The sequence below is a fragment of the Microbacterium sp. Cr-K32 genome (assembly GCF_000708345.1).
Taxonomy (GTDB): Bacteria; Actinomycetota; Actinomycetes; order Actinomycetales; family Microbacteriaceae; genus Microbacterium; species Microbacterium maritypicum_A.
Genome location: NZ_JARD01000009.1, coordinates 46207 through 72196, shown reverse-complemented (window position 1 = coordinate 72196; position 25990 = coordinate 46207). Strand labels below are relative to the sequence as shown.

Sequence of the window (25990 nt, the reverse complement as noted above, 5' to 3'; positions counted from 1 at the left end):
CATGGATCGCACACGCCGCGAGAGCCGCGGCCTTCCTGCCCCGCTCGACGAGGCGCTGACCTCGCGCATGCCCGCAGGTCCCCTGCCGCCGGGGCCGCGCGCGAACGCCTGGGATCGGGTCGGCGCCGTCGCGGACGAACCTCACCGCGGGGTGTCAGAGCTCGTCGACGCCCTGTGGCACCCGGGGGAGTACCACCGGGATGCCGACGGCTCGGCCACCCGCATCCGTCGGCGCCCCGTCCCCTCGGCCGGAGCGTGCTATCCGGTGCAGACCCACCTGATCGACCCCACCGGTGTGCGCTGGACGGTCGACCAGGAAGGGGTCTTCCATCGTCGCGTCCTCGCATCCGACCGTGCGGACGGATGGCCGTCGCCGGCATCGGACGACGGCACCGCACGCCTGGTGTTCACCGTGCTGCCGGGGCGGTCGTTCGGCCGCTACCGGCACCGGGCGTGGCCCCTGTGGATCGCGGATGCGGCCTACGCGGTCGCCGCCGTGCGATTCCTGCTGGGGGAGCGCGCCGGGCCCGTGCAGGTCGGTCCCTCGAAGCGGCTGCGGGAGATGCTCGGCGTCCCCCGGGCTGCGGATGCCGACGCCTGGATGCGCCGAGGACTCGCGCCGGAGATCCCGCTCGCCGCCGTCGGGATCCCGCACGTGCCGACCCCGCACGCCGCTGCTGTGCAGGCTCTCGGCACGCGACGCTCGCCCGCCATCTCGGAGTTCGCCGATCGGATCGGGGGCTCACCGACCACCGAGGTCGAGCGCGTCGCCCGCGCCTCCGGACAGGGCTGGGTGCGCGGTGCGACCGAAGTGCGCTCCTGGTCCGTGCCGAGCAGGGCACCCTCGACGATCGTCGGCGCCACCCTCTGGAGCGCCCATCTCGCCGCTGCACGCCTCTGCTACGAGGCCGCTCTCACCGGAGACAGGCGCACGCGCCCGGTCTCCGGCTTCTCCTCGACGGGGGACCGGTGGATCCTCCACGCGATCGCCGTCCTCGACTCCCGCGGAGGTGCACAATGATGATCGTCCCCGAGCTGTGGCGCGAAGCGCGACGGCACCCCTGGCTCCTGTCCATGAGCATCCTGCTCCTCCTCCTCGTGTTCGCGACGCACCTCGCGCAGGCGCTCGCCCTCGCGTGGTCTCTCGCCGCCTTCGTGCGCGGTGACACGGCCGGCGCGGTGGCGGGCATCGGCGGGATCCTCGCGATCGGGGTGGCGCGGATGCTGCTGACGCTCGCGCAGGGCGATGCCGCCGCCCGCCTCGGAGGGCGGGTCAGGGGAGATCTCCGAGGTGCGGCCGTCGCCGCGGCGCTGGTGCCGGAACGACTGCACGATACCCGCCTCCGCGACGGCTCGACCCAGCTCGCGCTCGGCGACGGCATCGACGGCACCGACGCCTATGTGTCAAAGTACATCCCTGCGGTGGCGCAGCTCGTGGTCGGCAGCCTGATCGCGGTGTGCCTCGTCGCGGTGCTGTCGCCCGTGATCGCGCTGTGCGTCGCCGCGGGGATCCTGCTCGCGGTGCTGGGCCCTTTGGCCTGGAAGCGGATGCTCGCCCGGCGCGGGTTCGACCACTGGGACAGCTACGAGGCTCTCAGCGGCGACATGCTCGAGGCACTCCGGGGGATGTCGACGCTGCGGGCGCTGGGCGATGTCCCCGCGACCCGTGAGCGCTTGCAGGCGAGGTCGGAGTCGTTGCGCGTGGCCACGGAACGCGTCATGCGATCGTCGCTCGCCGAGACGGCGATTACCGACTTCGCGGTGCAGGCCGGAGTGGTGGTCGCCGCCGGGCTGGCCGTCGTGTCCGTGATGACCGGACAGCCACCGGCCATCGAGGTGTACACCCTGCTCCTGCTCTCCTCGGAGGCGTTCCGACCGGTACGTGAGCTCTCGCGCCACTGGCATGCCGGATTCCTCGGGCTCACGGCGGTTCCCGGGCTGGCGGCCCTCGGTGCGTTCCGTCGGTCCGCACGGGTCGCGACGGAGATCGAGCGCATCGAGGAACCCGAGACCGGGGCGGTGACCGGCGGGGGAGACGTGCTCCGCATCTCCGGCCTGTCGTACCGATACCCCGGCACCGATCACGATGTCCTGCGCGGGGTCGACCTCCGTGCCGGGCGTGGCGAGGTGCACGCGATCGCCGGCCCCTCCGGTGCGGGCAAGTCCACGCTCTTCGACCTCGTCCTCGGCTTCCTCCCGCCCACGGCGGGAACGGTCGAGCTCGACGGGCGCCCGCTCCGCCCGAGCGATGTCGCCGTGGTCTCCCAGCACCCCGTCCTGTTCACCGGGACCATCAGGGACAACGTCGATCTGTTCGACGCCGGACAGGAGGCGCTGGAGGATGCGTGCGCCGCAGCCGGTGTGCTCGACGAGATCCGGGCGATCCCCGGAGGCTTCGACGCGAGGGTGGCGGAAGCGGGGACGAGCCTGTCGGGCGGGCAGCGGCAGCGTCTCGCCCTCGCCAGAGCATTGCTCGCCCGGCGCCCCGTGCTTCTCGTCGACGAGCCGACCAGCGCCCTCGACGACCGCAGCGCCCTGACCGTCGCCGAGACGCTCGAACGTGTCGCCGCAGAGAGGATCGTGCTCATGATCAGCCACCGTCCGGAGGCCCTGTCCAGGGTCGCCGATGTGCGGGTGCTCCGTGACGGAATGCTCGTGGAGGAGGCCTCATGACCTCGTCCGCGGGCATCCTCGCTCGGCTGCTTCCGCCGCTGCGACCCGAATGGCGGCGCATCGTCGGCAGCTACCTGATCGCCACCACGAGCCTGTGCGCGCTCGCCGCCATCGCGGTGCTCACCGCGCTCGGCGTCGGCGGGGCCGTCGTGCACGGCACCTGGCCGCCGACGGTCTGGTGGTTCGCCCTCGGAGGCCTCGTGCTGCTGCGCACCTTCCTCACCTGGCGCGAGATGGACGTGTCGCACGCCCTCGCGTACCGCGTGCTCGCCCGGCTGCGGATGGCGCTCTTCGACGCGTACTCGCGCAGCGTTCCCGGTCGCCGTCGCGAGCACTCCGGGCGCGCGGCGTCGGTCGCGATGACAGACATCGAGAAGCTGGAGTTCTTCTACGCCCACACGGTCGCACAGATCGGTGCCGCGTTCACGCTCTTCGTCGGAGCCCTGGTCTGCGCGTTCCTGGTGATGCCGGTGGCGGCGGTCGTGATGCTCGCCGGAGCGGTCGCGGTCGCGCTCACCGTCTGGGCCGGGGCGGGTCCGTCGCGGCGTATCGGTGCGCGCGAGCAGCAGGAGCGCGAGGAGCAGTCCGAACGACTGGTCGACGCCCTCGGTGCGCTGCGCGAGATCCTCGCCTTCGGGCTGCAGAGCCGGGTCGTTCGCGAGGCCGTCGACGGTACCCGGCGGTCGGCGCGCGTCACCCGCCGCCGGGAGGTGATCGCCCAGCTCGTCGACGGCACGCGCGAGCTGATCCTCACCGCGGTCGTGATCGGGGTGATCGCCGTCTCCCTTCTCGACGGATCGGTCGACGGGGCGGTCGACGCCGGGCGAGCGGCACTGCTGCCCGCGGTGATCGCCCTCGCCGTCGCCGGCGTCGCCGCGGTGGCGGACGCCGCGCACACGGTGTCGGAGCTGCATCCGCTGATCGCCAGTGCCGATCGCGTGGGTGCAGGGCTGCACCGCCCCCCGGTCGTGGCGCCGGTCGATCGTCCGCTCCCGCTGCCGCCGGGGCCGCTCGGTGTGCGCTTCGAGAGGGTCGCGTTCTTCTACGACGACCGCACGGAGGTTCTGCGCGGCTGGTCGATCGACGTCGACCCCGGTGAGCACATCGCCCTCGCGGGGCCGTCCGGCGCCGGCAAGAGCACCGTGATCGCGCTCGCCGCGCGGCTGTGGGACCCTGCAGAGGGCACCATCGCTCTCGTCGATGCGGCGGGGGTCGCGTACCCGCTGGGTCGCATCCGCGATGAAGATCTTCGCCGGACCGTGGCCGTGGTGGAGCAGGATGCGCGCCTCTTCCACGGCACCGTGCGCGACAACCTCGTGCGGGGTGTCGGCGCCCGCACCGACGAGCAGTTGCGCGAGGCGCTCACACGGGTCGGCGCCGACGACTGGATCACCCTCGACGACGAGCTCGGCGAGCACGGGGTGAGGCTCTCCGGTGGTCAACGGGCACGGTTGGCCCTGGCGCGGGCGCTGTGCCGCGAGCCCCGGGTGCTCATCGTCGACGAGATCACAGCGAGCCTGGATGCCGAGTCGGAGCGCATCATCTCCGACGTGCTCGAAGGGTTCGACGGCACGGTCATCGCCGCCTCGCACCGGCGCGAGACGCTGGGGCGGTTCGGGCGGGTGGTCGGCGTGGAGCGCGGAGGCCACGCGAACGACGACGGCGGCTACAGCCGGTCGACCCCGGTGACCGTGACGACGGCCTGACCGGCTTCGTCGGAGTCGGCGAGATCGATCGTCGCGGAGATGCCCCAGTCGTGGTCGCCGGCGGGATCGTCGAGGATCTGCCGTGCGGTCCAGGCGGTGGGCCCCTCTGTGAGGATCAGCAGCTTCGAGCTGCGGGCATCAGCGCCGGTGAGGATCTCGTCGTGGTCGGAGAAGTACCCGTCCAGCGCGTCCGACCAGGCGTCGGCGCCGAAACCGGGATCGAGCTCGGCCAGCGCGTTCACGTCTTCCCTGGCCGCCAGCTGCACCCGGCGGAAGAGTTCGTTGCGCACCAGGATGCGGAAGGCGCGGATGTTGCTCGTGAGGCGCTTGGGTGCGGGCGGGACGATCGGCTCATCGGGCGCGTGTGGATCGAAGCGTCCGTTGTCGACGCCGGCGATCAGCTCCTCCCACTCGTCGAGCAGGCTGGAGTCGACCTGGCGGACGAGCTCGCCGAGCCACTCGATGAGATCGCGCAGATCCTCGTCCTTGAGCTCTTCCGGGATGGTCTGCGAAGCCGCGCGGTACGCGTCGGAGAGGTAGCGCAGCACCACACCTTCGGAGCGCGCGATCTTGTAGTACGCGACATATTCCCCGAACGACATGGCCCGTTCGTACATGTCACGCACCACCGACTTGGGGTGCAGCTCGAAGTCGCGGATCCACGGCTGGGCCGCGCTGAAGGTCTCGAAGGCCGCGGTCAGCAGCTCGTCCAGCGGCTTCGGGTAGGTGATCTGCTCGAGCAGCTCCATCCGCTCGTCGTACTCGATGCCCTCGGACTTCATCGCGGCGACCGCCTCGCCCCGGGCCAGGAACTCCTGCTGACTGAGCACGGCGCGGGGATCGTCGAGGGTCGACTCCACGATCGAGATCATGTCGAGTGCGTAGGAGCAGGTCCCCGTGCCGGCGGCGGGATCGGGGTCGAGCAGCTCGAAGGCGGCGAGGGCGAACGGCGACAGCGGCTGGTTGAGCGCGAAGTTCGGCTGCAGGTCGACCGTGAGGCGGATCTCTCCTTCGGGGGTCTTCTCGACGATGCCCGATTCGCGGAGCGTGCGGTAGATGCCGATGGCCCGCAGCGCGAGCTCCCGCTGGCGCCTCCGCGGCTCGTGGTTGTCGTATACCAGTGCGCGCATATTGCCGAACACGTCGCCGCCGCGGGCGATCACGTTGAGCATCATCGCGCTCGTGATCTGCATGTGCGAGGTCAGCGTCTCCGGCACGGCGTCGATGAGCTTGCGGAACGACGGCTCTCCCCACGACACGAAACCGTCCGGTGCCTTCTTCCGGACGATCTTGCGCTTCTTCTTCGGGTCGTCGCCGGCCTTCTTCACCGCAGCGACGTTCTCGCTCTCGTGCTCGGGCGCCTGCGCGACGACCGTGCCGGCGGTGTCGTAGCCCGCGCGGCCCGCGCGGCCCGCGATCTGGTGGAACTCGCGGGCGTTCAGCTGCCGCATCCGGGTGCCGTCGAACTTCGTGAGCGCCGTGAGCAGCACCGTGCGGATCGGCACGTTGATGCCCACACCGAGGGTGTCGGTGCCGCAGATCACGCGCAGCAGTCCGCGCTGGGCGAGTTGCTCGACCAGGCGCCGGTACTTCGGGAGCATGCCTGCGTGGTGCACGCCGATCCCTGCGCGCAGGAACCGTGAGAGGGTCTTGCCGAACGCGGTCGTGAAGCGGAACTCGGCGATCAGGGCGGCGATCTCGTCGCGCTGCTCGCGAGTGGCGACCTTGGTGCTGGAGAGCGCCTGCGCGCGCTCCATCGCTGCGGCCTGCGAGAAGTGCACGACGTAGATCGGCGCCTGTCCCGTGTTCAGCAGATCGTCGATGGTCTCGTGGATCGGCGTCGTCTCGTAGAAGAAGTGCAAGGGGACCGGACGCTCGACACCGGTGACCGTGGCCGTCTCGCGGCCGGTGCGACGGGTGAGGTCGGCGGCGAGCTCGGTCACATCGCCGAGTGTCGCCGACATGAGGATGAACTGCGCCTGAGGCAGCTCGAGCAGCGGCACCTGCCACGCCCACCCGCGGTCGGGGTCGGCGTAGAAGTGGAACTCGTCCATCACGACCTGGCCGACGTCGGCATCGGTTCCCTGGCGCAGCGAGAGGTTCGCGAGGATCTCGGCCGTGCAGCAGATGATCGGAGCATCGGCGTTCACGGAGGAATCGCCCGTGACCATGCCGACGTTCTCGGCGCCGAACACATCGACCAGGGCGAAGAACTTCTCGCTCACGAGCGCCTTGATCGGTGCCGTGTAGTAACTGCGCCGTCCGGCGACCAGGGCACTGAAGTGGGCACCGATCGCAACGAGCGACTTCCCGGTGCCGGTGGGGGTGGAGAGGATCAGGTTGTTGCCGGAGACGATCTCGATGACCGCCTCGTCCTGCGCGGGGTACAGGCTGATGCCCGTCGATTCCGCCCATTCGACGAACGCGAGGTAGACGGCATCCGGATCCGCGGCGTCCGGGAGGAGGGCGGGGTCGAGCCGCGGAGAGGAAGTCATGGTGATTCGATCATCCCTCATGCGCGGGGGCACCTGCTCTGCGGGACCGACATGCCGCCGCGCCGGGCGACGTCTGGGCGGCACCGCCGGCGGTTGACATCATCGAACGACGACCGGATGCGGTGACTCCACCGCGAGGGGGGACGACGATGCCCGACCAGATCTTCACTTTCGCCGCGCTGGGTGTGTACTTCGCGGCGATGCTGCTCATCGGATGGATAGCCTTCCGGCGCACCGGCGATCACGAGGACTACATGCTCGGCGGACGGAATCTGCCGCCGTGGGTGGCCGCCCTCAGCGCCGGGGCCTCCGACATGTCCGGCTGGCTCGTGATGGGGCTGCCCGGTGCGATCTACGTCTCCGGTCTCATCGAGGCGTGGATCGCGATCGGCCTCACCATCGGCGCCTACCTGAACTGGCTGCTCGTGGCTCCTCGGCTGCGCGCCTACACGCAGGTGTCGCGCAACTCCATCACGGTGCCGAGCTTCTTCGAGAATCGACTCCGCGATACGACGCGACTGCTGCGGGTCGTCTCCGGTGTCGTCATCCTCGTCTTCTTCACCCTCTACATCTCCTCCGGCATGGTCGCCGGTGGGGTCTTCTTCGAGAGCTCGTTCGACGGCGACTACCTCACCGGCATGCTGCTTGTCACGGGCGTCACCCTCGCGTACACGCTCTTCGGTGGGTTCCTCGGTGCGTCACTGACCGATGTGGTGCAGGGACTGATGATGGTGATCGCGCTGGTCGTGATCCCGGTGGCGGCGATCGTCGCGATCGGGGGACTCGCCGAGACGGGCGAGCTGATCAACGAGGTGGCGCCGGACCACCTCTCCATGCTCTCCGGAACGGCGCTCACGGGCGGCACCATCCTCGCCATCGTCTCGTCGCTCGCCTGGGGCCTCGGATACTTCGGACAGCCGCACATCATCGTGAGGTTCATGGCTCTGCGCTCGCCCCAAGAGGCGAAGAGCGCTCGACGCATCGGCATCTCCTGGATGATCGTCTCGCTCGGCGGCGCCGTGCTGTCGGGCCTGGTCGGCATCGCCTACATCGCCAAGACGGGCGTCGACCTCGCCAACCCCGAGACCGTGGTGCTGCTCATGTCGCAGACGCTGCTGCATCCGTTCGTCGCCGGCCTCGTCCTGGCGGCCGTGCTCGCCGCGATCATGAGCACGATCTCCAGCCAGCTGATCGTGTGCTCCTCGGCCCTCGTGGAAGACCTGTACGGCGTGTTCCGGCGCACGCCGCCCTCGCAGAAGACGCTCATGCTGATGGGGCGGCTGGGTGTGCTCGGCGTCGCGATCGTCGCCGCGGTGCTGGCGATCACCCCGAACGACACGATCCTCGGACTCGTCTCCTTCGCCTGGGCCGGATTCGGCGCCGCATTCGGCCCGGTCATCCTGCTCAGTCTCTACTGGCGCAAGCTCACCAACTGGGGTGCCCTGGCGGGGATGTTCGTCGGCGCCGCGACCGTGTTCATCTGGAAGGCTCTCGACACCGGGCTCTACGAACTGCTTCCCGCCTTCGTTCTCGCTCTGATCGCCGCCGTCGTGGTGAGTCTCGTCACGTACCGGCACGACGACGAGATCCAGCAGGAGTTCACCGACACCGGCGCCATGCTGGCTCTGCCCCGTCCGCACGCGGTCGGCGACACGCCGTAGCGGCCGAGCGCGCCGGGGACGCTCAGACCGCGGTGGCGGCGCGCAGAGCGATGCGGATCATGTCGCCGAAGGTCTGCTCGCGCTCCTGCGCCGAGGTCTCCTCGCCCGTGACGATGTGGTCGCTGACCGTGCAGATCGCGAGGGCGCGCCGACCGTAGTACGCCGCGAGAGTGTAGAGACCGGCGGCCTCCATCTCGACGCCGAGGATGCCGTGCTGCACGAACGGCTCCATGAGCTCGGGGCGCGTGCTGTAGAACTGGTCGCTCGAGAACAGCTGTCCCACGTGCACGGTCGAATCCAGAGGTTCGGCCTCGCTCGCCTCAACTGCGGCGCGCAGCAGGGAGAAGTCGGCCACGGGTGCGTAGTCGAGTCCGTGGAAACGGCTCCGGTTGATGCCGGAGTCGGTGCTGGCGGCGTTGGCGATGATGATGTCGCGGATCTTGACGCGCTCGGTCAGGGCTCCGCACGAGCCGACCCGCACGATCGTCTGCACGTCGTACGCGTCGAACAGTTCGTTCGCGTAGATCGCCATCGACGGCTGCCCCATGCCCGAGCCCTGCACCGACACGCGATGCCCCTCCCAGGTGCCGGTGAAGCCGAGCATGCCGCGCGTCTCGGAGTACAGCTCGGCATCGTCGAGGAAGGTCTCGGCGATCCACTTCGCCCGCAGCGGGTCGCCGGGGAACAGGACGATGGGGGCGATCCGACCGGGCTCTGCGGCGATGTGGGTGCTCATGGCCTCAGCGTAGCCAGCCTCATCCCGCCGCGCCCGCGCACCCGTGTCCCCGGGGGCGATACCGCGCCGATCACCCCTCGCGTCGCCGCACGATCTCGCCGATCCAGAGCGGGGCGAAGGGCGAGGTGCAGCCGGGTGCGGTCGGGTAGTCGGCGAGCACCTGCAGGCGTTCGCCGATCGCCAGCGCCCTGGCGCGGTACTCGGGGTGGAAGATGCCGATGTTCGCGAGGGTCTCGTTCATGGACCACTGCAGGCGCGACGGCGCATCCTTCATGTCCCGCTCGATCAGGTCGAGCAGGTGCGCAAGGTCCAGGCCGTCGGCGGCCTTCATCACGCGCACGGTGGTGAGCGACCAGGCTGCAGCAGCCACCGTGGGGTCGGCGTCGTCGAACCACCGCAGCCGCAGCTCTTCGGCGAGCGAGGTCTTCTTGGCGACGTAGTTGACGAACCAGTCGTTGACCTTGGGTGGGCGGGTCTCGCGCAGCATGGCGTCGAGCTCGTCGGCGGTGAAGTCGCGCGGGCGGCAGATCAGCAGGGCCAGCAGCCGTGCGGGCGTCTCGCCGGTCGCCCACAGCTCCTGCGCGAGGGGCTGGTCGGTCTTGATCTTCTTGGCCAGTGCCCGCATCCGGCTGAGGTTGATGCCGTGGTCGTCGCCCCGCTTCTCGTTGGCGGCGCGCATCTTCGGGTCTTCCAGTGCGGCGAGTTCGCCGAGGGCTTCGGCGACGGTCATGTCGGACATGCCTCCAGAGTAGGCGGGCTCAGTCCTCGTCGAGCAGCTCGCCCCTGATGCGGCGCAGGTCTTCCATGAGGGAACCGATCAGGATCCAGTGCTGTGACGACGGCGGCCGGATCACGAGGGGAGCGGTGAGCGCGGGGATCGCCGAGGTCATGGTGTCCGGCTCCGGCGAGGCATCGGCGACCTGCACGGCGAGCCGTACGTCGTGCCCTGCCCGTCGCAGCTGCTCGGCGATCGCGGCGACGGCGGGCTCCTCCCCGATCCGGTCGTCGTAGTGGTCGAAGTAGGCCCGGGTCATGCCGATCGTCTGCGTGACGATCGGGGAGAGCCGGTCGAGCAGCGCCCGCATCTCACGCAGATCGGCACGATGGGTCGAGCGCCGCGGGTTCAGAGTGAGCGATTCCTCTCCGGCGGCGATCGAGGCCTCGGCGGCCTCCTTCATCGGCCGCAGCAGCCGTACCTCCAACATCAGCTCCTGCAGCCGTGCGGGCGTCTGGGGTTCGGGCAGTGCGTCGGCCAGGCGATCCAGGCTCGCGGCGAGCTCGAGGCCGAGGAGCCCCACGTCCCGACGGGCCGGCGCGACGAGCACCGGAGGCACGATCAGGGCGTTCACGACGATGCCGATCACGACGCCGATCAGCGTCTCCACGATGCGGGCGAACGCATACTCGGGACTCGACGAGCCCAGAGCCAGCACCAGCATCGCCGAGATCGCGACCTGATTGCCGGTGCCGGGCGAGGCGCGGAAGATCCACGCCACCAGCATCGCGACGACGATCGCGAGCAGCACGATCCAGCTCGGCGAACCGAGCAGCAGCCCAAGTGCGACGGCGATCACGACACCGGCGATCACGCCGATGCTGCGCTCGAGCGCCTTCGACAGCGACTGGTTCACGCTGGGCTGCACCACCAGCAGCGCGGCGATGGCGGCGAAGACGGGCAGCTGTGCGGGGAACACCCATCCGGCGATCAGCCACGCCGCGATGGTCGCCGCGGCCGACTTCACGACCTGCAGCAGCGGGGAGCGCTGGGAGGCGCGGATCGCGGCGGGGATGCGCATGACCTCAACGCTAGTCGTGCGGATGCCCCGAGCGCGGCTCTTGCGTCGCGGGGAGATGCGGGGTTACGCTCTGCCTAACTAACAGTCGTTAGGTAACAAGTCTGAGGCGGAAGATGACCAGAGCAACGATCCTCGCGGAGGCCCGCACGATCTTCGCGCGCCAGGGCTACGCCGAGACGAGCCTGCGCGAGATCGCCGAAGCCGTCGGGATCAAGACGCCCTCTCTCTACGCGCACTTCTCGAGCAAGGAGGCGCTCTACGCCGAGGTGTATGCCGCGGTGTCGATCGATCACACCGCGTTCTTCGACGAGCTCGTGCGGAGCAGCTCCGATATGGAGCCGCTCGCGCGTCTGCAGCACCTCCTCGGCGGCATCGAGGCCTACTACCGCGACCGGCCCGACCTCGCGGAGTTCAGCCTGCGGGCCGCGGTCACCGAATACGGTCCCGGTGGCGAGCAGCTGCGCCAGATCTTCCTCGACTCGGAGTCGACCCTCGCCGCCGCGGTGCGCCAGACATATGACGACGGGGTCGCGACGGGGACGTTCGTCGCCGGTGACGCAGACGGTTTCACGGCACTGGTCTTCGTCGTCATGGACGGCCTCTTCCTCCAGCTCACCCACTACACGCCCGAGGTCTACCGCGAACGGTTCGACCAGGCCTGGCGGCACCTCTCCACGATCCTCTCCCGATGAACACCACGCTCTCCCGATGAACACCGCTCTCCAGATGAACCACCGCCGCAGCGACGCGGCACACGTCTGATCCGCCGGTACCGAGCCACGAGCTCCGACCCGGCATCGCACGACACGGCCGCAACGACAGGCCGCCCCCGACCCGCCCTGCGAGTCGTCCGCACCACGGGAACCCGAATCCCCGCCGACGGACTCGCAGGGCCACTTCTCAAGGACAAGATGATGACCACCACCGACTACGAGCACGGCGTCGTGCCCCAGGACCAGCGCAAGAGCTGGCTGTCGATCGCCACCGTGTGGATCGCGATCGGCATCGACCTCTCCGGGGCGTTCCTCGGTGTCTCGCTCGCCTCCGGCATGGCCTTCTGGCCGGCGATCGGCGCGACGATGCTCGGTTCGCTGCTGCTCGGACTGCTCGCGATGGCCTGCGCCTACGTCGGCGCCGCCACCGGGCTCTCCACCGCGATGATCTCCCGCGCGGTGTTCGGGCGCATCGGCGGGGCGATCCTCGCCCTCGCGATCGCGATCAGCCTGGTCGGCTGGTACGCCGTGCAGGCGGGCTTCTTCGGAGCGAACGCGCAGATCGCGTTCGCCGAGTTCACCGGCATCGATGTACCCGTGCAGGTGTTCACCGCGATCGGCGGCGTGCTCATGGCGATCACCGCGTTCTGGGGCTACCGCTCGATCAACCGCCTCAGCACCCTCGCCGTGCCGCTGCTCCTCCTCCTGCTGATCGTCGGCGTGGTCGTGGCGTTCACGGTGAACGGGGCGGCAGGGCTCGAGGCCCCGGTCGAGGCGACGTTCACGTTCGGCGGTGCGGTGTCGCTCGTGATGGGCATCTTCATCCTCGGTGTCGTGCTGGCCCCCGACATGGCGCGGTGGGCGAAGACGCCGAAGCAGGCCATGATCGCCGGGTTCGTCGGCTTCTTCTTCGGCAACTCGATCATCCTGGTCGTCGCGATCCTTCTCGCCCGCATCATGGACGGCACCGAGTTGATGGCGATCTTCTTCGCCCTCGGTCTCGGCGGCGTCGCCGTGGTCGTGCTGATCCTGGCGCAGTGGACCACGAACACGACCAACCTCTACTCGGCCGGCCTCTCGTTCGCGTCGATCAGCGAGCGCCTGAGCCGCCGCACCGTGACCATCGTGCTCGGCGCCATCGGCATCGTCGTCGGAGTGATCGGCGCGGCCGACTACTTCGTGCAGTTCATCCTCGTGATCGGCACGATCATCGCCCCCTACGGCGGCGTGTACCTGGCGTCGTTCTTCACCGGCCGAAAGACCGCGCGCTGGGCGCACGGCGCCACCGTGCCGCTGGTCGACGGGTGGTCGATCACGGCCTGGGTGGTCGGCATCGTCGTGGCCGTCGCGACGACGAACCCGGCGGACGGTCCCGGCTTCGGCTGGTTCACGATCACCTCGATCTCCGCTCTCGACGGTCTCCTCGTCGGCTTCGTCGCCTACCTCCTGCTGCTTCCGCTCCGCCGCCGCGTGGCACCGGACCCGGCCGCCCCCGTCACGGACGAGGTGAGCGCATGACCACCGCTCCTTTCCTCACAGAAGCCGACATCGACGAGATCGCCCTGGGCGCCGCGGTGCTCGGTACCGGCGGCGGAGGAGACCCGCACGTCGGCTCGCTCATCGCCAAGCGCCTCATCCGCCTGCACGGACCTGTGCCGCTGGTGGCTGTGGACGACCTGACCGACGACGACTTCGTGATCCCGATCGGCGGGATCGGGGCGCCTTCCGTGAGCGTGGAGCGCATCCAGGCCGAATCCGAGCTGCTCGCGGCCCTGCAGGCGATCGAACGCGCGGTGGGTCGCAAGGCCACGGCCGTGATGCCGATCGAGGTCGGTGGAGGCAATTCCATGATCCCGATCGCGGCCGCCGCGCTCGCCGGACTCCCGGTGGTCGACGGTGACGCGATGGGACGCGCCTTCCCGGAGGCGCAGATGGTCACGTTCCATCTCGCCGGCTACGGACCCGGCACGACGGTGCTCGTCGATCACCACGGCAACGAGGTGGTCAGCCGCCCGGTCGACGGCGGCTGGTCGGAGCGCATCGCGCGGGCCGTCACCGTCGAGATGGGCGGAGGGGCGACCATGATCGACTACGCCTACGGTGGCGACGTCGTGCGCGAGTGCGCGATCCCGGGCACTCTGGGGCTCGCCCAGCGCATCGGACGCATCCTCCGGGGGCGCGATGGCGGCGGACGCGAACTGCGCGACGACGAGCGCATCGACGCTCTGTGCGCCGACCTCGCCGCGGTGCGGCTGTTCGACGGCAAGGTGGCCGACCTGCAGCGCTCCGTCGACGGCGGTTTCACGCGGGGAGCAGCCGAACTCGTCGGCGTCGGAGAAGACCGGGGGAGTGCGTTTCGTCTCGACTTCCAGAACGAGATGCTGCTCGGGCGTCGTGACGGCGTGCTGGCGGCGGTGACCCCCGACCTGATCGCGGTGCTCGATCTGGCCACCGGGATGCCGATCACGACCGAATCCCTGCGCTACGGCGCGCGGGTCGCGGTCATCGCGATCCCCTGCCATGACAAGTGGCGCACGCCGATCGGGCTGGAGACCGCAGGGCCCGCCCACTTCGGATACGACGTGGAGTGGGTTCCCGTCGAAGACATCGCGCAGCGCTCTGGTGCGCGCACGACGGACGAGGAGGCCGCGTGATGGCCGGCACCTATCGCATCGGCATCGATGTCGGCGGCACCAACACCGATGCCGTGATCCTCGACGAGCGGCTCGACGTGGTCGCCTCGGTGAAGCGTCCGACCACGGCCGACACGGGCGACGGCGTGGCCGCGGCGATCGACGCCGTGCTCGCGGCCTCCGGCGTCGACGCCGCCCTGATCGGGCACGCGATGCTCGGCACCACTCACTGCACCAACGCGATCGTCGAGCGTCGCGGTCTCGGTCGCGTCGGCATCCTCCGCCTCGGCGCACCGGCCACCACGGCCGTCCCGCCGCTGGAGGGTTGGCCGGACGATCTGCGTGCGGCGATCGGCGAGCAGGCACACCTGCTGGACGGCGGCTTCGAGGTCGACGGCCGGGTGCTCTCCCCGATCGATGAGGATGCCGTGCGCGAGGCCTGTGCACGGATGCGCGGCGAGGTCGACGCGGTCGCCGTCGTGGGGGTGTTCGCCCCGATCGACGAGAGCCAGGAGGGGCGGGTCGCCGCCATCGTCACGGAAGAGCTGGGTGTTCCCGTGTCGCGGTCGGCCCGGATCGGGTCGCTCGGACTGCTCGAGCGCGAGAACGCGACGGTGCTGAATGCGGCGCTGATGCAGACGCTGCGGCAGATGGCCGCGGGCTTCGTCGCCGCTCTGCGGGAGCGGGGCATCCCGGCCACCCCGTACTTCGGCCAGAACGACGGAACCCTCATGCAGCTCGAGTACGCGCTCGAGTTCCCGGTGCTGACGATCGGCTGCGGTCCGACGAACTCGATCCGCGGCGCCGCGCACCTCTCGGGCGCGACCGACGCCCTGGTGGTCGACATCGGCGGCACCACGACCGACATCGGCGTGCTCGTCGACGGGTTCCCGCGGCAGTCGGCGCACGCGGTCGAGATCGGCGGCATCCGCACGAACTTCCGCATGCCCGACGTGCTGTCGGTCGGCCTCGGCGGCGGCACGATCATCCGGGAGACGCCTGCGGGCGCGACCGTCGGCCCGGACAGCGTGGGCTATCGCCTTCCGCAGGAGGGTCTCGCGTTCGGCGGCAGCACCCTCACGGCCACCGACGTCGCGCTCGCGGTCGGCGGCGCCGAGATCGACGGTCTCGACGCCCCCGCCGTTCCCGAGGGGGTCGGCTCCGCGGCGTGGACCGCGATGCGGGAGATCCTCGAGGACTCGATCGATCGGATGAAGCCGAACGCCGCGCCGGTACCGGTGATCCTGGTCGGCGGGGGCGGCATCATCGCCCCGACCGTGCTCGACGGCGTCGCCGAGGTGATCCGCCCCGATCACTTCGGCGCCGCCAACGCGGTGGGGGCGGCCCTCGGCGAGGTCGCCGGCCAGATCGAGAAGATCTACCGCGTCGATCCCACCGACCAGCGGGCATCCCGGGCGGACGCCGCCGCCGAGGCGACCGAGCGTGCCCGGCTCGCCGGCGCCGATCCCACGACGATCGAGGTCGTCGCGGTGGAAGAGCTGCCGGTGGCCTACTCCGACGGCACGGCCGTGCTCATCCGCGCCAGAGCGGTGGGTCGCCTGGCGGCCTGACTCTCCGCGGACGGCATCGCCTCGGGCGGGCGGGCTTCCGTCCGTCCGAGGTGCGTGCTTGCATGGGCGCATGGAGCGGGACGCGAAGCTGCGCGGCGAGACGAGAGCGGTCTGGGCGACCGTGATCTGCTTCGTGGCGGGCACAGCTGTCGGCTTCCTCTCCCTGGGCGGTGCCGCCCGCCCGCTCACAGGTGAGGGCTCTCTCGCGATGCCCGCCGCGCTCATCGCCGGAGCGATCGCGGCGAGCGCCTTCCTCACGAGCACACTGATGCACCGAGGGGGCGAGACGAGGCCGATGCCGCGCTGGCAGGCGGTGGTCTCCGATCTCTCGGCTGGTGCCCTCACCGTCGCGTTCGGAGCCGTCACGACGATGGGAGTGCTGCTCGCCGCCGAGGTACTCACGGCCGGGCTCCAGGGACTGCAGCTCGCGGCGATCGGCGGCGGACTGCTCACCGGTCTGGCGGCGGCGGTCGGCGGGCGCTTCGCCTTCGGCGCCGGCGTCGACCTGCGCACGGCAGACCTCGCCGCGCTCCTGTTCGGTTTCCTCGTGATCGGCACCCTGTTCGCCATGATCACGGCCGCTGATCCGCGCTGGTGGGAGCAGAACTTCTCCCAGTTGGGCTCCGGTTCGTGGGCCTTCAACGGCACCCTCCTGGTCGCGGGGCTTCTCATCGCGACCGTCGGCTCGTACATCGGTCGTGACCTGCACCGGCTGCTCGGGGATTCCGCACTCTCCCGCATCGCCGTCGTCGTGGCGTCGTGGGCGGCCACCGGAATCGCACTGGCTGCGGTCGGGCTGCTGCCGCTGCATCGTGTGCCCATCCCGCACGACATCGCCGCGGTCTCCACGCTCGTCCTGTTCGTCGTGGCGGCCGCGGCCACGGTCGCCGCTGTTCCCGGGCACCCCCGAGCGCTCCTGATCACCTCGATCGGCGTCGGTCTGCTCCTGGCGGCGGCGGTGGTGCTGTGGGTGCCGTTCGGTCTCTTCTCGGCCACCGCTGTCGAGGCCGTCGTCGTCGGACTCGGACTCCTGTGGATGGCGACGCTCGTTCGGGTTCTCGCGATCCTGGTGCCGGCCCGGTCTCGCCCCTCCGCGCGCCTGTCGCTGATGCGCGCCCGGCATCCCTAGAGCGGCATGCACGAAAGATAGGGCAACTGCCCGATGCCCCGGGGGTGCCTCAGAGCGGACTGTAGGGATACAGCGAACCGTCGAGGAGAACCCCATGTACGAGCACCCGTATCTCAGCCAGCAGCTCACCCGGCACGACCAGGAGCAGATGGAGCGCGCCGCCGCGCAGAGGCTGCGTCTGATCGAGCACGCCGACCAGATCGTGCCGCGTCCGGAAGGGGTGGTCCGGCGGATGCTGCGCCGCGCGTTCGGTCGCACGGCGGCCGCCACGCCTCCGACCGCCCCGACGACGGCTCGTGTCGCGGGCGGATGCGAAGCGGCGGTGGCACACGCGCAGTGAGCGGCGTCGCGCAGCGCGAACCGCAGACCGTCCCGAATGTCGGTCGGGGGTGGGACGATGAATCCATGCCCCCTTCCGCGTCGAGCGCTGCGATGGTCGGCCGCGAGGCCGAGCTCGCCGAGGTGCGCCGATCGTTCGCCGGGGTGCGCGACGGTGTCCCGGCCGCCCTGCTCGTCGAGGGCGAGGCCGGCATCGGCAAGTCCCGCATGCTGCGCGAGTTCGCCGCCGAGATCGCGCCGACCGCCGACGTGCATGTGGGGTGGTGCCTCGATCTGGGCGCCTCGCGCACGCCCTACGGGCCGCTCACCGGCATCCTCCGCTCGATCGTCACACGCATGGGCGTCGACCGGGTGCGCGAGTCGGTGGGGGTGGGGGTCGAGGCACTCGGCATGCTGCTCCCCGAACTCGTCGACTCCCCGACCGATCGCGACCGCACCAGCCCCGAGCGCCTGCGCGATGCGATCGCCTCCCTCATCGAGGCGGCGGCCGAACGCGCCCCGCAGGTGCTCGTGGTCGAAGACCTGCACTGGGCCGACGAGTCGACGCTCGCCATCCTCTCCTTCCTGCTGCGGGCGTTGAGCCGCGGCCGCATCCTGCTGCTCCTCACCTGCCGCACCGACGATGTGCGCCGCGGGGATGCGGTGAGCCGCTTCATCGGCGAGGCGACGCGCGCGCGGTTGCTCGAGCGCCTCACCCTCGGCCGGCTCGACGAGGCCGCGGTTCGCGAGCTGGCCGAGCAGATCACCGGCCGGGCGCTGACCGAGAGCGCCCTCGATCGCATGCAGGAGCGGGCCGAGGGCGTGCCCTTCTTCATCGAGGAGATCGCGGGGTGCGCGAACGGCCCGCTCCCCGACGGTCTGCGCGACCTGCTGCTCGCCCGCTTCGACCGGCTCGGCGACGATGCACGGCGTGTGGTGCAGGTCGTCTCCGGCGCCGAGCGTCCGCTCTCCCATCCGCTGATCACTGGCCTCGTCGATCTGCCGGAGCAGCGCCTCGACGAGGCGATCCGCGAGGCGACCCGCAGCGGCATCCTCGTCGTGGGCGACGACGACTACCGGTTCCGACACGCCCTGCTCCGCGAAGCCGTGCATGACGACCTGCTCCCCGGCGAGCGGGCACGCCTGCATCGCGCCTATGCCGAGGCGCTCGAGGCGCAGTGCGCGGGGTCGGACACCAGCGACGCCGCGGCCCTCGCCTATCACTGGCAGCTCGCGCAAGACAATCGGAAGGCCCTCGTCGCCGCCGCCGACGCCATGCGCCACGCGAAGGGGCAGTACGCGTTCGCGAGCGCGGCCCGCTTCGGCGAACTGGCACTGGAACTGTGGCCGCTCGTGCCCGACGCCGCCGCGGCGGCACGCGTCGAGAGACTCGACCTGCTCCTGGTGCTGGGATCGATCCTGCGCAATGCGGGCGACGGCGAGCGGGCGCTCGCGGTCGCGAACGTCGCGCTCGCCGAGATCGACCCCGCCACAGTGGACCCGCGTCTGCATGCCCGACTCCTGCGCAACAAGGCGCTGTACCTCGTCAACCTCGGACGCCTCGGTGCGATCCCGCTGCTGCAGCAGGCCCTGGCCATCGCGGAGGAGCGCATCGGCGACGAGGTGTTCCGGGCCGAGCTGCTCAACCAGCTCGCGAGCCGGCGCATGATCGCGGGCGACAGAGAAGAGGCGATCCGCCTCGCGGATGAGGCTGAGCTGGGGGCGGCCGGAGCCGACTCCACCGACCAGCTGTCGATCGCCGCGAACGTGCGCGGCGGTTCCCTGGCCCACCTCGGCCGGGTCGACGAAGGGGTGCGCGAGTACGAGCGGGCGCGTGAGCTCGCGGCGGGAACGACGGCCGAGATGCGCTATCGCGTCAACTACTCCGACCTGCTCACACTGCTGGGCCGATACCGCGAGGCGGTCGAGGTCGCCGAAGAGGGACTGCGGCGTGCCCGCGAGCTCCGCGTCGAACGCACCTCGGGGTCGATCATGGCCCAGAACATGGTGGTGCCCCTGCTCGAACTCGGCGAGATCGATCGGGTCGAAGAGATGCTGTCGCGCGACTTCGTGCAGGGAACCCTGCGTGTGTTCCGCATGTACATGAGCATGACCCGCGTGCGGGTGCTGGCCTGGCGCGGACGGTCGGCCGAGGCAGCAGAGCTGTTGCAGGAATGGTTGCCGGCGTTCGAGGAGACGGGCGGCTCGGAGCGGCAGATCTGGTACGACCGGATCATGATGACGGTGGCTGTGGCCGAGAGCGAGGGGAATCTCCGGAGGGCGCTCGACACCATTCTCGAGATGCTGCGCGACGAACATCCCGCGCTGCTGCACCAGCGCCGGCTGCTGCTGGAGGGCGGGGCGATCATCGCCGAGCTGCGCGCCGAGGACGCCGACACCACGACGGCATCCGATGCCGTCCGTGCGGCATGGCGCGCGCAACCCCCGCAGTTGCAGGACGACGCGTGGTCGACGATCCTCGATGCGCTGCTCGACCCGCGCCATGACGCCCTGGATGCGGCCCTCCACCATGCCGAGGGAGAAGACGTACCGGTCGTCTTCCGCGCCGTGCTCCGGCTCGAGCGCGCGCGTCTGCTCGTCCACGAGGGGGAGCGCGTCACCGCGGCGTCGGTGCTCGCCGAGGCGGCAGGCCTCGCGGAGGCACTCGGCAACGCCCAGGTGCGGGCTGCGGTCGCCCGGTTCGCCACCGACGCCGGACTGCGTGCCCCCGCCGATCCGCCGTCGGGCGACGACCTGCTCACGGCTCGCGAGCGGCAGGTGCTCGAGCTGATCGCCGAAGGGCTGAGCAACCGGCAGATCGGCGAGCGGCTGTTCATCAGCGTGAAGACCGTGAGCGTGCACGTCTCGGCCGTGCTGCGCAAACTCGGCGTGAGCACACGCACCGAAGCTGCTCTCGTGCAGAAGAATCGACAGTTCCGTGTCCCTGCCCAGCCTGCCGTGGTAGCGTGACTGTGCGCGCGTCTCGGATGTTCCGATTCGGCGTAGGCCGTGTAAACGGCTAAGTCAACAGAAAGTAGAAACACATGGCCACTGGCACTGTGAAATGGTTCAACGCGGAAAAGGGCTTCGGCTTCATCGCTCCCGATGACGGCTCGGACGACCTCTTCGCCCACTACTCGGCTATCGCCGGCTCCGGTTTCAAGGAGCTCCGCGAGAACCAGAAGGTCGAATTCGACGCTGAGCGTGGCCCCAAGGGCATGCAGGCGGCGAACATCCGCGCTCTCTGAGCGCGCGCTGACTTCCTGAAGCCGGTCGGATCCTCACGGATCCGGCCGGTTTTTTCATGCCACCCGCAGCTTTCGAATCGCGTGAATGGCCCCAACCGGCGGCGATTCGCGGCGAATCGCGCGATTCGAGAGGCAGCACGCGGCAGGGAATCCGGGGTGAGGTTCCCCTAACCTCCGTGTTAGATTAGGCGAGGCTTACCAAAGGCCCGGGCGCAAGTGACGCGCCGCCCCCTCACCCCGAACCCGAAGGAACGCCTGTGCGCACCTCTCGAATCCTCGCCATCGGCGCGGCCGCCGCGCTCGCCATCGGTCTCTCCGCCTGCGCATCCTCTGCCCCGGAGTCGACCTCGACCGCCGGCGGCAACCCCGCATCCGACGACGCCTTCCCCGTCACCGTCGAGCACGTCTACGGCGAGACCACGATCACCGAGAAGCCCGAGCGCGTCGCGACCGTCGCATGGGCGAACCACGAGGTGCCGCTGGCGCTGGGCATCGTTCCGGTCGGCATGAGCAAGGCGTCGTGGGGCGACGATGACGACAACGGCGTGCTCCCCTGGGTCGAGGAGAAGCTCGACGAGATGGGTGCCGAGACGCCGGTGCTGTTCGACGAGACCGACGGCATCGACTACGAGGCCGTCGCCGACACCGAGCCCGACGTGATCCTCGCCGCCTACTCCGGCCTCACGCAGGAGGAGTACGACACCCTCTCCAAGATCGCTCCGGTCATCGCCTACCCGAAGGTCGCCTGGGGCACTTCGGTCGACGAGATGATCGAGATGGACTCCAAGGCCCTCGGCCTCGAGAAGGAGGGCGACGCCCTGATCGAGCAGCTGGACGCCGACGCGCAGAAGGCGCTCGAGGCGAACAGCGTGCTGAAGGACAAGAAGGTCCTGTTCTCCTACATCGACCCGACCGACCTGAGCCAGATCGGGTACTACACGGCGATCGACACCCGCCCGGGCTATCTCCACGATCTCGGTCTGCCGTTCCCCTCGATCGTCGAGGAGAACAAGGACAGCGACCAGTTCTACCTGACGGTCAGCGCGGAAGAGGCGCAGAAGTTCGACGACGTCGACCTGTTCATCACCTACGGCGACGAGTCGATCATCCCGCTCCTGCAGGCCGACCCGCTGCTGTCGAAGATCCCGGCGATCGCCGAGGGCCGCATCGCGGTCCTTCCCGACGCCACCCCCATCGCGGCCTCCGCGAACCCGTCGCCGCTGTCGATTCCGTGGGGTCTCGACGACTACCTCGCGCTCCTGGCTGCACCGCTCGCTCCGTAATCGTTCGATCCGCCTCCGCGGAGTGAATACCCAGTGACCTCAGCAACCGTCATCGCGCCCGCACCGGGGGCCGCAGACCTGCGGCGCCCGGTGCTGGTGCGAACCCTCTGGCTCCTCATCGGGCTCGTGGTGCTCGTCGTCCTCACCATCCTGTCGATCTCGTTCGGCGTGCGCGCCGTCTCATTCGATGACATCGCCGCAGCCCTCACCGGTCAGACCGACACGATCGCGCAGGCGGCGATCGTCAAGCGCATCCCCCGCACGGTCCTGGCCCTCCTCGTCGGTGCGGCACTCGCCCTCTCCGGCGCGACCATGCAGGCCGTGACGCGCAACCCCATCGCCGACCCCGGCATCCTCGGCGTCTCGAACGGCGCCTCGCTGGCCGTGGTGTGCGGCATCGCCTTCTTCGGTCTCGCCGACCCCTACGGCCAGATGGCGTTCGCGATCGCCGGAGCAGGGCTCGCCGCCGTCTTCGTCTACACGGTCGGATCCCTCGGACGCGGGGGAGCGACACCCCTCAAGCTCGCGCTCGCGGGTGCCGCCACCTCGGCCGCCTTCGCCTCGCTCATCAGCGCCGTCATGCTGCCCCGCGTCGACCTGCTGCAGACGTTCCAGTCGTGGCAGATCGGCGGCGTCGGCGGCGCGGAGTGGCCGCGCATCGCGCTCACCGCACCGGTTCTGGCCATCGGTGCCCTGATCTGCTTCCTGTGCTCCCGGGGCATGAACTCCCTCGCCCTCGGAGACGAGATGGCCAAGGGGCTCGGTGAGAACGTGTTCCGCACGCGCATGATCTCGGCGCTGGGCGCGGTGATCCTCGCGGGAGCCGCGACCGCGATCGCCGGGCCGATCGGCTTCGTCGGTCTGATCATCCCGCACGTATGCCGCATGCTCGTGGGCACCGATCACCGCTGGCTGCTCCCGTTCTCGGCCATCGCCGGCGCCGCCCTCCTGACCGCGAGCGACATCGTCGGGCGCGTGATCGCGCCATCGTCGGAGGAGATCCAGGTGGGCATCATCACCGCCATCATCGGCGCCCCGTTCTTCATCTGGATCGTCCGCCGGCAGAAGGTGCGTGAGCTGTGAGCACGACAGAGCACACCGAGCACACCCTCGACCGGGTCGACGAGCCGGCATCCGCCCGGATCGCGCGTATCGTCGCGGGGCGTCGCTCGCGCCACCGCCGGCATGCGGTGGCCACGATCGTCCTCGGCGTCCTGGTCTTCGCCCTCTTCGCGGTGGCGCTCATGGTCGGCAACACGTTCTACACGCCGGACGAGGTGATCCGCGTGATCCTCGGAGAGACCGTGCCGGGCGCCTCGTTCACCGTCGGCGATCTGCGACTGCCGCGGGCGGTGCTCGCCGTCCTCACCGGCATCGCATTCGGAATGGCGGGTGTGTGCTTCCAGACGATGCTGCGCAATCCGCTCGCCTCGCCCGACATCATCGGCATCTCCAACGGTGCCGGTGCGGCGGCCGTGTTCGGCATCATCGTGCTGTCCGTGAACGGGCCGGTCGTGTCGCTGCTCGCTCTCGGCGGCGCCGTCGTCACCGCCCTCGTGATCTACCTGCTCTCGATCAAGGGCGGCTTCGCGGGCACGCGGCTCATCCTGATCGGGATCGGCGTCGCCGCCATGCTGCAGAGCGTCATCTCGTACATGCTGTCGCGCGCGGCGAACTGGGACATCCAGACCGCGATGCAGTGGCTCACCGGAAGCCTCAACAACGCGTCGTGGGAGCGGGTGCTGCCGATGGCGATCGCCGCCCTGATCATCGTGCCGCTGATGCTGTCGCAGGGGCGCGCGCTCGGGGCGCTTCAGCTCGGCGACGACTCGGCGGCCGGCCTCGGCATCCGGGTCAACGCCACCCGCCTGCTCCTCATCCTCGGTGCGGTCGCGCTGCTCGCGTTCGCGACCGCGGCCACCGGCCCCATCGCCTTCGTCGCCTTCATGGCCGGCCCCATCGCCGCGCGCATCACCGGTCCCGGCGCCAACCTGCTCCTGCCGTCGGCATTCGTCGGAGCCGTGCTCGTGCTCGGCGGCGACCTGATCGGCCAGTTCGCCTTCGGCACCCGTTACCCCGTCGGCGTCATCACCGGTGTGGTCGGCGCGCCGTATCTGATCTACCTGCTCATCCGCACCAACCGCTCCGGGGGTTCGCTATGACCGTCTCGCACAGCCTGTCCGCCGAGGGGGTGACGCTCGCCTACGGTGACCGCACCATCATCGACGGCCTCGACCTGCAGATCGCCCCCGGTCGCATCACCACCATCGTGGGGGCGAACGGATGCGGCAAGTCCACGCTGCTGCGCTCGCTGGCGCGCCTGCTGTCTCCGAGCGACGGCCAGATCGTGCTCGACGGCAGATCGGTGCACGCCCGCCCCACCAAGGAGGTCGCGCGCATCCTCGGGTTGCTGCCGCAGTCGCCCGTCGCGCCCGAGGGCATCGCGGTCGCCGATCTGGTCGGCCGTGGACGGCACCCGCATCAGAAGATGCTCGCCCGATGGAGCACCCACGATTACGAGGTCGTGGCGGATGCCCTCGACGCCACCGGCATCTCCGATCTGGCCGACCGCAGCGTCGACGAGCTCTCGGGCGGTCAGCGCCAGCGGGTGTGGATCGCCATGGCGCTCGCACAGGAGACCGACATCCTGCTGCTCGACGAGCCGACCACCTTCCTCGACGTCGCCCACCAGGTCGAGGTCCTCGACCTGCTCACCGACCTGAGCGTCTCGCGCGGCACCACGATCGTCATGGTGCTGCACGACCTCAATCTCGCGGCCCGCTACGCCGACGAGCTGGTGGCGATGAAGGACGGGCGGGTGCACGCGACCGGTGCGCCGCAGGACATCGTCACCGCCGAACTCGTCGAAGAGGTCTTCGGCCTCGCCAATCAGATCACCATCGATCCGGTCTCCGGCAAGCCGATGGTCACACCCATCGGGAGGCACCATGTCCGCTGAGACGACCACGACCGACCGTCCGACCTACATCCTGACCCGCGCCGAGGTACGGGGGGTCGCGCGCGTCTCGCCCTCGTTCGTGCGGGTGACGTTCGGCGGCGACGAGCTGAGCGAGTTCGGCACGCCGGGTGAGGTGTTCGACAGCCGCATCAAGCTGGTGTTCCCACCGGCGTCCGGAGTCCTGCCTGAGCTCGACAGGGCATCCGACAACTGGTGGCAGGCGTTCCTCGCGGTGCCCGAGGAGGAGCGCGGGTCCATGCGCACCTACTCCGTGCGCGAGCTGCGGGTCGATGACGAGACCGGCACCGAGGTGGACGTCGACTTCGTGCTGCACCTCGAACCCGGACTGACCGGACCCGCGTCGCTGTGGGCGAGCCAGGCCGCGGTCGGGCAGGAGCTCTACCTGGTCGGCCCCCGCCGCGGGGTGGATGTCGACGCCCACGGAGGGGCCGAGTTCGCGCCGGGGACCGCGGCATCGGTCGTGCTCGCCGGCGACGAGACCGCCGCTCCGGCGATCGCCCGCATCCTCGAGGACGCACCGCAGGAGCTGCGCGGCGTCGCCTTCATCGAAGTGCCCTCGCCCGCCGACGTCCTCCGCATCGACGCACCTTCGGGGGTCGAGGTGCACTGGCTGCCACGTGACATCGGTGAGCCGCACGGCTTGCGGCTCATCCCCGCCGTCCTCGCCCACCTCGGCGACGCCGACGCCACGGACGAGATCCGGGTGAAGGACATCGATGGTGAGGACCTGCTGTGGGAGACGCCGGACTACTCCGGTCTCGGCGAGGACATCGCCACGGGGGATGCTGCGGCCGAACGCTACTTCTGGATCGCGGGGGAGAGCGGCGTGGTCACCACGCTGCGTCGCCACCTGGTCAAGGACCTCGGCATCGATCGCGGGCAGGTGGCGTTCATGGGCTACTGGCGTCGCGGCGTCGCCATGCGAGGCTGACCCGCTTCACCCCCCCTGCCAAAACGGAGACGACCCGAGCACCGTCCGGCGTGTCATGTCTCGACGCGCCGCCCGGATGCCGGGTCGTCTCCGTTTCGGCCCGCCGCAGCCGCCGTG

The 25990-nt window shown here is 70.1% G+C and carries 21 protein-coding genes; 17 read left to right on the top strand and 4 right to left on the bottom strand.

Annotation, left to right across the window (positions count from 1 at the left end; translation table 11 throughout):
- Nucleotide 1: 1 nt before the first annotated feature.
- Genes GZ64_RS0103475 through GZ64_RS0103465 form a run of 3 tightly spaced genes read left to right on the top strand, consistent with a single transcriptional unit; the run spans nucleotide 2 to nucleotide 4379 of the window.
- The gene (locus tag GZ64_RS0103475; RefSeq protein WP_029265128.1) at nucleotides 2-1021 is read left to right on the top strand and encodes a hypothetical protein; all 1020 of its coding nucleotides are present in this window, start codon (nucleotides 2-4) and stop codon (nucleotides 1019-1021) included.
- Nucleotides 1018-2673, top strand: a complete 1656-nt coding sequence (locus GZ64_RS0103470) for an ATP-binding cassette domain-containing protein (protein ID WP_036331028.1) — start codon at nucleotides 1018-1020, stop codon at nucleotides 2671-2673. The genes GZ64_RS0103475 and GZ64_RS0103470 overlap by 4 nt, the downstream gene beginning before the upstream one ends.
- Nucleotides 2670-4379, top strand: a complete 1710-nt coding sequence (locus GZ64_RS0103465; RefSeq protein WP_029265124.1) for an ATP-binding cassette domain-containing protein — start codon at nucleotides 2670-2672, stop codon at nucleotides 4377-4379. Before GZ64_RS0103470 ends, GZ64_RS0103465 begins: the two co-directional genes overlap by 4 nt.
- On the opposite strand, the gene GZ64_RS0103460 is transcribed toward GZ64_RS0103465, so the two are convergent.
- Nucleotides 4340-6874, bottom strand: a complete 2535-nt coding sequence (locus tag GZ64_RS0103460; protein ID WP_029265123.1) for a DEAD/DEAH box helicase — start codon at nucleotides 6872-6874, stop codon at nucleotides 4340-4342. The two genes, GZ64_RS0103465 and GZ64_RS0103460, sit on opposite strands and share 40 nt — an antisense overlap.
- Before the next feature lie 149 nt (nucleotides 6875-7023).
- On the opposite strand from GZ64_RS0103460, the gene putP reads away from it, so the two are divergent.
- Entirely contained in the window at nucleotides 7024-8535 is a 1512-nt protein-coding gene (gene putP / locus GZ64_RS0103455) for a sodium/proline symporter PutP (RefSeq protein ID WP_021198353.1), read from the top strand.
- A 22-nt stretch (nucleotides 8536-8557) separates the two neighbouring features.
- Here putP and deoD read toward each other — a convergent pair whose 3' ends face one another.
- The 3 genes from deoD to GZ64_RS0103440 form a co-directional block, all read right to left on the bottom strand.
- Nucleotides 8558-9271: a purine-nucleoside phosphorylase gene (gene deoD / locus GZ64_RS0103450; protein ID WP_029265122.1), complete on the bottom strand. Its 714-nt coding sequence runs from the start codon at nucleotides 9269-9271 to the stop codon at nucleotides 8558-8560.
- Between the two features lie 70 nt (nucleotides 9272-9341).
- Nucleotides 9342-10010 carry a DNA alkylation repair protein gene (locus GZ64_RS0103445; RefSeq protein ID WP_029265121.1) on the bottom strand — a complete coding sequence of 223 codons (669 nt, stop codon included), beginning with the start codon at nucleotides 10008-10010 and terminating at the stop codon, nucleotides 9342-9344.
- Between the two features lie 19 nt (nucleotides 10011-10029).
- On the bottom strand, nucleotides 10030-11067 hold the full coding sequence (locus GZ64_RS0103440) for an FUSC family protein (protein WP_021198350.1): 1038 nt from the start codon (nucleotides 11065-11067) through the stop codon (nucleotides 10030-10032).
- A 113-nt stretch (nucleotides 11068-11180) separates the two neighbouring features.
- Here GZ64_RS0103440 and GZ64_RS19370 point away from each other — a divergent pair, with 113 nt between their 5' ends.
- From GZ64_RS19370 to GZ64_RS0103375, 13 genes are all read left to right on the top strand, one after another.
- Nucleotides 11181-11759 (top strand): TetR/AcrR family transcriptional regulator, encoded by a 579-nt coding sequence (locus GZ64_RS19370; protein WP_051667828.1) that lies wholly within the window; start codon nucleotides 11181-11183, stop codon nucleotides 11757-11759.
- A 222-nt stretch (nucleotides 11760-11981) separates the two neighbouring features.
- Entirely contained in the window at nucleotides 11982-13298 is a 1317-nt protein-coding gene (locus tag GZ64_RS0103430) for a cytosine permease (RefSeq protein WP_231479821.1), read from the top strand.
- A complete protein-coding gene (locus tag GZ64_RS0103425) occupies nucleotides 13295-14434 on the top strand; it encodes a DUF917 domain-containing protein (protein ID WP_029265120.1) in 1140 nt (379 codons plus the stop codon). Before GZ64_RS0103430 ends, GZ64_RS0103425 begins: the two co-directional genes overlap by 4 nt.
- A complete protein-coding gene (locus tag GZ64_RS0103420) occupies nucleotides 14434-15984 on the top strand; it encodes a hydantoinase/oxoprolinase N-terminal domain-containing protein (RefSeq protein WP_029265119.1) in 1551 nt (516 codons plus the stop codon). Before GZ64_RS0103425 ends, GZ64_RS0103420 begins: the two co-directional genes overlap by 1 nt.
- Before the next feature lie 70 nt (nucleotides 15985-16054).
- The gene (locus GZ64_RS0103415) at nucleotides 16055-17113 is read left to right on the top strand and encodes a hypothetical protein (RefSeq protein ID WP_029265118.1); all 1059 of its coding nucleotides are present in this window, start codon (nucleotides 16055-16057) and stop codon (nucleotides 17111-17113) included.
- A 94-nt stretch (nucleotides 17114-17207) separates the two neighbouring features.
- Nucleotides 17208-17453 (top strand): hypothetical protein, encoded by a 246-nt coding sequence (locus tag GZ64_RS19980; RefSeq protein ID WP_029265117.1) that lies wholly within the window; start codon nucleotides 17208-17210, stop codon nucleotides 17451-17453.
- A 65-nt stretch (nucleotides 17454-17518) separates the two neighbouring features.
- Nucleotides 17519-20401 carry a helix-turn-helix transcriptional regulator gene (locus GZ64_RS0103405; RefSeq protein ID WP_168441086.1) on the top strand — a complete coding sequence of 961 codons (2883 nt, stop codon included), beginning with the start codon at nucleotides 17519-17521 and terminating at the stop codon, nucleotides 20399-20401.
- A gap of 74 nt (nucleotides 20402-20475) precedes the next feature.
- Entirely contained in the window at nucleotides 20476-20679 is a 204-nt protein-coding gene (locus GZ64_RS0103400; RefSeq protein WP_017831237.1) for a cold-shock protein, read from the top strand.
- Nucleotides 20680-20936: 257 nt separating this feature from the next.
- A complete protein-coding gene (locus GZ64_RS0103395) occupies nucleotides 20937-21962 on the top strand; it encodes an iron-siderophore ABC transporter substrate-binding protein (RefSeq protein WP_029260081.1) in 1026 nt (341 codons plus the stop codon).
- A 33-nt stretch (nucleotides 21963-21995) separates the two neighbouring features.
- Nucleotides 21996-23045, top strand: a complete 1050-nt coding sequence (locus GZ64_RS0103390; RefSeq protein ID WP_029265115.1) for a FecCD family ABC transporter permease — start codon at nucleotides 21996-21998, stop codon at nucleotides 23043-23045.
- Nucleotides 23042-24124 carry a FecCD family ABC transporter permease gene (locus GZ64_RS0103385; protein ID WP_029265114.1) on the top strand — a complete coding sequence of 361 codons (1083 nt, stop codon included), beginning with the start codon at nucleotides 23042-23044 and terminating at the stop codon, nucleotides 24122-24124. The genes GZ64_RS0103390 and GZ64_RS0103385 overlap by 4 nt, the downstream gene beginning before the upstream one ends.
- Nucleotides 24121-24921: an ABC transporter ATP-binding protein gene (locus GZ64_RS0103380; RefSeq protein ID WP_029260078.1), complete on the top strand. Its 801-nt coding sequence runs from the start codon at nucleotides 24121-24123 to the stop codon at nucleotides 24919-24921. The genes GZ64_RS0103385 and GZ64_RS0103380 overlap by 4 nt, the downstream gene beginning before the upstream one ends.
- Nucleotides 24911-25873 (top strand): siderophore-interacting protein, encoded by a 963-nt coding sequence (locus GZ64_RS0103375; RefSeq protein ID WP_021198338.1) that lies wholly within the window; start codon nucleotides 24911-24913, stop codon nucleotides 25871-25873. The genes GZ64_RS0103380 and GZ64_RS0103375 overlap by 11 nt, the downstream gene beginning before the upstream one ends.
- The last annotated feature ends 117 nt before the right edge of the window (nucleotides 25874-25990 follow it).